At 68.1% G+C, this 5630-nt stretch carries 7 protein-coding genes and 1 pseudogene; 5 read left to right on the top strand and 3 right to left on the bottom strand.

The window, feature by feature from the left end:
* Window positions 1-201 precede the first annotated feature (201 nt).
* Window positions 202-558 carry a GFA family protein gene (locus RWO33_RS18815; protein ID WP_314106798.1) on the top strand — a complete coding sequence of 119 codons (357 nt, stop codon included), beginning with the start codon at window positions 202-204 and terminating at the stop codon, window positions 556-558.
* Window positions 558-1361 carry a DUF4349 domain-containing protein gene (locus RWO33_RS18810; RefSeq protein WP_314106795.1) on the top strand — a complete coding sequence of 268 codons (804 nt, stop codon included), beginning with the start codon at window positions 558-560 and terminating at the stop codon, window positions 1359-1361. The genes RWO33_RS18815 and RWO33_RS18810 overlap by 1 nt, the downstream gene beginning before the upstream one ends.
* 85 nt (window positions 1362-1446) lie before the next feature.
* Here RWO33_RS18810 and RWO33_RS18805 read toward each other — a convergent pair whose 3' ends face one another.
* Both RWO33_RS18805 and RWO33_RS18800 read right to left on the bottom strand, forming a co-directional pair.
* On the bottom strand, window positions 1447-1740 hold the full coding sequence (locus RWO33_RS18805; RefSeq protein ID WP_145478166.1) for a hypothetical protein: 294 nt from the start codon (window positions 1738-1740) through the stop codon (window positions 1447-1449).
* Between the two features lie 129 nt (window positions 1741-1869).
* Complete coding sequence (locus RWO33_RS18800; RefSeq protein WP_314106792.1) at window positions 1870-2805, bottom strand: LysR substrate-binding domain-containing protein; 936 nt, start codon at window positions 2803-2805, stop codon at window positions 1870-1872.
* A gap of 160 nt (window positions 2806-2965) precedes the next feature.
* Here RWO33_RS18800 and RWO33_RS18795 point away from each other — a divergent pair, with 160 nt between their 5' ends.
* A complete protein-coding gene (locus RWO33_RS18795; protein WP_314106790.1) occupies window positions 2966-3844 on the top strand; it encodes a DMT family transporter in 879 nt (292 codons plus the stop codon).
* Between the two features lie 16 nt (window positions 3845-3860).
* On the opposite strand, the gene RWO33_RS18790 is transcribed toward RWO33_RS18795, so the two are convergent.
* Window positions 3861-4760 carry a peptidylprolyl isomerase gene (locus RWO33_RS18790; protein ID WP_314106788.1) on the bottom strand — a complete coding sequence of 300 codons (900 nt, stop codon included), beginning with the start codon at window positions 4758-4760 and terminating at the stop codon, window positions 3861-3863.
* Window positions 4761-4905: 145 nt separating this feature from the next.
* On the opposite strand from RWO33_RS18790, the gene RWO33_RS18785 reads away from it, so the two are divergent.
* Complete coding sequence (locus tag RWO33_RS18785) at window positions 4906-5271, top strand: PadR family transcriptional regulator (protein WP_145478163.1); 366 nt, start codon at window positions 4906-4908, stop codon at window positions 5269-5271.
* Window positions 5268-5543: pseudogene (locus RWO33_RS18780) on the top strand (hypothetical protein); the annotation flags it as partial. The gene RWO33_RS18785 and the pseudogene RWO33_RS18780, both read left to right, overlap by 4 nt.
* Between the last annotated feature and the right edge of the window lie 87 nt (window positions 5544-5630).

Genomic DNA, 5630 nt, shown 5'->3' with positions numbered 1-5630 from the left:
GGTCGCGGCGGTGCCCGCCGGGGCGGTGGGGGCGTCGGCCTGCTGGCAACCGCCGAGGGCGGCGATCAGGGCGAGGGCAAGAAGATGCTGGCGCATCGGCGATCCTGTGCTGTGGACAATCCCCCAGCATAGGCGCCGGGCAGCGCCGGCACCCGTGCCATTGGATTACCATGGCGCTTTCCAGGCCGGCGGGGTGGTGCCATGCAGTACCAGGGAAGCTGTCACTGTGGAAACATTGCATTCACGCTGGAGGCGGATGCGCCGATCACCGAGGTGATGGACTGCAACTGCTCGTTGTGCCGCCGGCGCGGTGGCCTGCTGTGGTTCGCGCCGCGTGCGGCGTTGCAGCTGAACACGGACCCCGCGCAGCTGGCCACCTACCAGTTCGCCCGCCACCACCTGTCCCACCATTACTGCGCGAACTGTGGCATCGCCCCGTTCAGTGAGGGCGTAGACCCTCGTAGCAACCAGGCGATGGCCGCGGTGAACGTCCGTTGCCTGCCGGATCTGGAGCTGGAAACGCTGACGATCACCCACTTTGATGGAGCAAAAATGTGATGACAGGGACGAGCTGGCAGCGCGGCGCTGCCGGGGCAGGGATGCTGCTGGTACTGGCGCTGGCCGGGTGCAGCAACAGGGAACATGCGGCGGCCAGCGCCGGCGCGGCGGGCGCGGTGGCTTCGCCGGAGGGGGCGTCACTGGCGTACGAGCACGACGTGGAGATCCAGCTGGAAGCGTCGCAGATCGGCGCGCGGGTCAAGCGCATTGCCGACGCCTGCCAGGCCAGCCGTTTTGGCGACTGCGCGGTGCTGCAGGTCGGCCAGCAGGGCGGCGAGTATCCCTCCGGATCGATCCGCGTGCGGATTGCGCCGAAGGGGGTCGAGCCGTTGATCGGGCTGGCCGGTGAAGGCGGCGATGTCGCCTCGCGCAACACCCAGGCCGAAGACCTGGCCCAGCAGGTCGCAGACACCGCGTTGACCAAGGCGCGGCTGCAGAAGGAACACGAGCGCCTGCTGGCGTACCAGGAAGACAAAACCATCAAGATCGCCGACCTGCTGGTGGTGACCCAGCGCCTGTCGGAGATCGAAGCGGGCCTGGAGCAGGCCAACAAGGACGCCGCCAACCAGCGCCGCCGGATCGACACGCAGCTGCTGACCCTGCGCTTCCAGTCGCCCGCCGGCCAGCGCAGCCGCAGTGAGATCGGTGAAGCGCTGCGCGATTTCGGCGCGACGTTGACCACCAGCGTGGCGTTCGTGATCCGCGCGGTAGCGGCGCTGCTGCCGGTGGCGCTGGTGGCGTGGCTGGCAGGCTGGATCGGGCTGAAGCTGTGGCGGCGGCGCCGGACGTTGCCTGGCGCGTAGAGCATATGCACCAACGGTGCATACCTACCGGTAAACGGGTCAGCCACCCGGTAGCGCGCCACCGTTGGTGGTGCGCCGTGTACCGTCAACCCTCGTCGTGCTCGTACTCGACGAACACGTCCAGTTCCAATGCAAGTTCCTGCACCGCGTCACGCACCTTCTGCGCGGTGGCTTCATTGCCCACTTCGACTTCCAGTTCATGCGTGCCGGGACCGATATCGTCGGACAGGCCTGCCGAGCTGGAATCGTCGTCATCCATGTGCGGCATCAGATCGTCGGTTTCCTCGACATGCTCGATGCCCTCCACGCTCTGCAGCAGGTTGCTGATGGCGCGCGCATCGTCTTCGCTGCCGGTGATCCTGATTCGCAACGTGGCCATGGGGACGTCTCTGGAGAAGGGAATTCCAGCCTAGCCAGACCGCGGACAAGACGAGGTGACGACGCCGGTCAACCAGCAACCCCGGTTCGCGCACCACACCGGTAGCGCACGACCGTTGGTCGTGCGCCCTCAACCCCGCGCAATCCCCATCAGTTCATCCGGCAATGCGGGCACGGGCGTGCGTTCATCCTGTGCCTCGCGCTTCAACCAGTCCATGAACGCCACCGCCGTCGGGCTGAGCGGCCGGTGTTCGGCGTGCACGATGTAGTACGCATAGCGCGCCTTCAAGGCCGGACCAGGCAGGCGCACCAGCTCGTAGCGCTGCAGGTAGGGCTGGGCGATGTGCTTGCGTGCCAGCACCGCGCCGATGCCGTATACCGCCGCGCGCATCGCATCGGTGCTGTCGCTGAAGGTGTGCTGCGCGGTCAGGTCCAGCCCACGCACGCCGGCGGCCCGGAACCAGTCGCGCCAGCCCTGAGGCGACATGTCGCTGACCAGGGGCAGGGCGGCAATCTGCGCCGGCTCGCGCAGCGCGGAAACGCCGGGCAGGGCCGGCGAGGCGACCGGACACAGTTCGTCGTCCATGAGGTGGTGTGCGGTGAGCCCGGGCCACTGGCCGAGGCCGTAGCGGATGCCGAGTTCCGGTCCGTTCTCGTCGAAGCGCAGCAGTTCGCTGCTGGTCTGCAGTTCGATGCGCATGCGTAGGTGCTGCCGGGTAAAGCGCGGCAACCGCGGCACCAGCCAGCAATAAGACAGCGAGCGCAGCGTGGTGACCCGCAGCGGCACGATGTCGGCCTGCGGGTGCAGGTTGCCGGCGACGGCGTTGAGGTCGCTCAGCGCGGCGGCGGCGGCGTCGGCCAATTGCCGGCCTTCGGCAGTGAGCCGCACGCCGCGTGCCTGGCGCTGGAACAGCACGGTGCCGAGCAGCGATTCGAGCCGGCGCACGTGGTGGCTGACCGCACTGGCGGTCAGGTGCAGCTCTTCGGCGGCATGGGCGAAGTTCTGGTGGCGGGCGGCCACCGCGAATACGCCCAGCGCAGGCAGCAGGGCAGGGCGCAGGATCATCGGCAAGACCCAAATCTGATTTGTGGCTGGCACCGATACTACGCGCTTGCGGGGCCTGGGACGCGGGCGGATCCTGTACCTCTTCCCCTGGAGCCCTCGCCATGTTGCTGCCCGTCCTGATGCCGTCGGATCGCCCCGTGGCCGCGCCCGGGGGCCGGACGTGAGCGCGGACCTGGCCGCGTCCGCGCGCAGCCGCGACTGGCGCACGCCACTGGAACTGACCCTGCTGGGCGCGATCTGGGGCTGCTCGTTCCTGTTCATGCGGGTGGCGGTGCCGTCGTTCGGCCCCTATGCGCTGGTGGAGGTGCGGCTGCTGCTGGGGGCGCTGGTGCTGTTGCCGTTCCTGTGGACAGCGCGTGCGCAGTTCCCGGCCCGGCGCTGGCGCTGGCTGGTGCCGATCGGCCTGATCAATTCGGCCATTCCGTTCGTGTTGTTCGCGTGGGCCGCGCAGCGTGCGCCGGCGGCGATCGGGGCGATCTGCAATGCGATGACGGTGCTGTTCGCGGCGATGATCGCGTTCCTGTTCTTCGGCGAGAAAATCGGCCTGCGCCGGGCGATCGCGCTGTTGGTGGGGTTTACCGGCGTGGTAGTGCTGGCCACCGCCAAGGTGTCGGGGTTGAGCATCGGCACCGCGGTGATCGCGGGGTCGCTGGCGGCGCTGCTGTACGGGCTGGGGGTGAACCTGGTGAAGCGCCACATGGCCGGGCTGCCACCGGCGGCATCCGCCGGCGCTACGCTGGGCAGTGCGGCGCTGGTGATGTTGCCGATGGCAGTGACGCACTGGCCGGAGGCCCCGATCCCCGTGTTGTCCTGGGCGTGTGCGATCGCCCTGGGCGTGGTCTGCACCGGTCTGGCGTTCCTGATGTTCTACCGCCTGATCGCGCGCATCGGCCCGGCCCGGGCGTCCACGGTGACCTACCTGGTGCCGATGTTCGGCGCCCTGTTCGCCTGGCTGTTCCTGGGCGAACCGGTCACCGTCGCGATGCTGGTCGCCGGCGCGTTGATCCTCGGCAGCGTCGCCGCCAGCCAGAAACGCTGAGGCGACGCGGCAGCCCTCACCGCACCGGCACCGGGATGTTGCACAGGTCGATGTGCCCGGCGGCGCGCTTGTAGAAGTCGTCGACGCGGTTGCGGCGCGCTTCGACCGTATCGGCGAAGGTCTTCGAATCGGTGCGCAGCACCTGCAGTGTCGGTCGCTGCGCTTCCGGCAGGTCGCTCACGCGCTGGATGGAGCGGATCGCGGTGCGCTGCGAAGCGTCGGCGTAGAAACCCATCGGGGCGGGGCCCCGCGGCAGTGCGCTGAGCAGTTCCATGCCCTTCAGCACACGGCCCACCACCGTGATGTTGCGGTCCAGCTGGCGCGGCGACTGGCCCGTGACCACGTACAGCTCGGCGCCGATGCTGCTGTCTTCCTCGTTGTTGCGGCCGGCACCCAACGCGCCGTAGCAGTGCGCCAGCCAGGTCGTGCCGTCCTGCCGGTCCTGGCCCACCGCGAAGCCGTCGACGAAACCGGTCTGGTCGGCCCAGCCGTCGCGATCGGGCAGCACGCTCACCTTCAATCCTTTGCTGTCGCGCTGGAACTCGGCCGGCAGCTTGCGCTTGGCCGAGCCCAGCGGCTTGGCCTTGGCCGCATCGTCGGCATCGGCATCGCCGAACTGCACCACGAAATTGTCCTGCGCGCGGTAGATGCTTTCGCCGTCCCAGAAATGCTCATGGGCCAAGGTCTGGATGTTGGCCACGTGCTGCGGCGCGAACGCCGGCGCCAGCTCGATCACCACCTGCCCGGCATCCAGGTTCATCAGCAGCAGGTTGGCCGGATCCGGCGTGCGCCAGTCGGCGTCCGGCGAGGCCTCCAGGATCTGCTGCGCGTTGCGATAGGGCATGGCCGCAGTGGCCAGGCCCGGCAGCAGGCAGGAGAGGGCAAGCGCAAGCAAAGCGGGACGGCGTGGCGACATGGTGGACCCTTGCAGGAAGTTGGCCCGATTCTGGCGCAGAAACGTCCCGTCGACCACGCGTCACCTGGATGGCAGGGTGACTAACGGCACGTTCGCTATACCCAACTTCACACTAGTGTTGACTCCACGCTAGCTGGAGATCGTCATGAGCGACCACGAGGTCCACCTGAAGAAGTTCCAGAAGGAGCTCAGTGCCGGCACCGTGTCGCTGGCCCTGCTGGCGGTGCTGGCCCGGACCGGGGAACCCCTGTACGGCTACCTGATCGCCAAGGAGCTGGAACGGGTCGGGCAGGGCGTGCTGAGCGGCAAGCAGAGCGCGCTGTACCCGGTGCTGCGCAACCTGGAGGCGGCCGGCCTGCTGGAGAGCCAGATTGAACCGTCGGTGGCCGGGCCACCGCGACGCTATTACCGCATCAATGAACGCGGCCGCGAGGTGCTGGAGCAATGGAGCCAGGCCTGGCGTGCCACCCGAGATTCCGTTGATTCCGTGCTGGAAGGGGTACTGCAATGAACGAACAGAGCATGACGGGCCGGGGCCTGCCCACCACGATCGGCGAGTACCTGGCGCAACTGCGCGCCGCGCTGCACGACGCCGATCCGGCGATGGTGCAGGACGCGCTGTACGACGCCGAGGAATACCTGCGTTCGGAACTGGCGGCCCAGCCGGGTCGCAGCGAGGCCGAAGTGATCGCCGACGTGGCCGGCAGCTACGGCGCGCCGGAGGAAGTGGCCGAGATCTACCGCGAAACCGAAATCACCGTGAACCGCGCGCTGCGCACGCCCAGTGCCAGCCTGCGGCCAATCGCTAAAAAACAACAGACGCAGCCGACGACTAGAGCTCTGTGAAGATCACGGTGGTCGCCGTATCAT

It is taken from the genome of uncultured Stenotrophomonas sp. (assembly GCF_963519925.1).
Classification (GTDB): domain Bacteria; phylum Pseudomonadota; class Gammaproteobacteria; order Xanthomonadales; family Xanthomonadaceae; genus Stenotrophomonas; species Stenotrophomonas maltophilia_AE.
The sequence above is the reverse complement of the archived record's forward strand: the minus strand, read 5'-3'. Positions and strand labels throughout refer to the sequence as shown.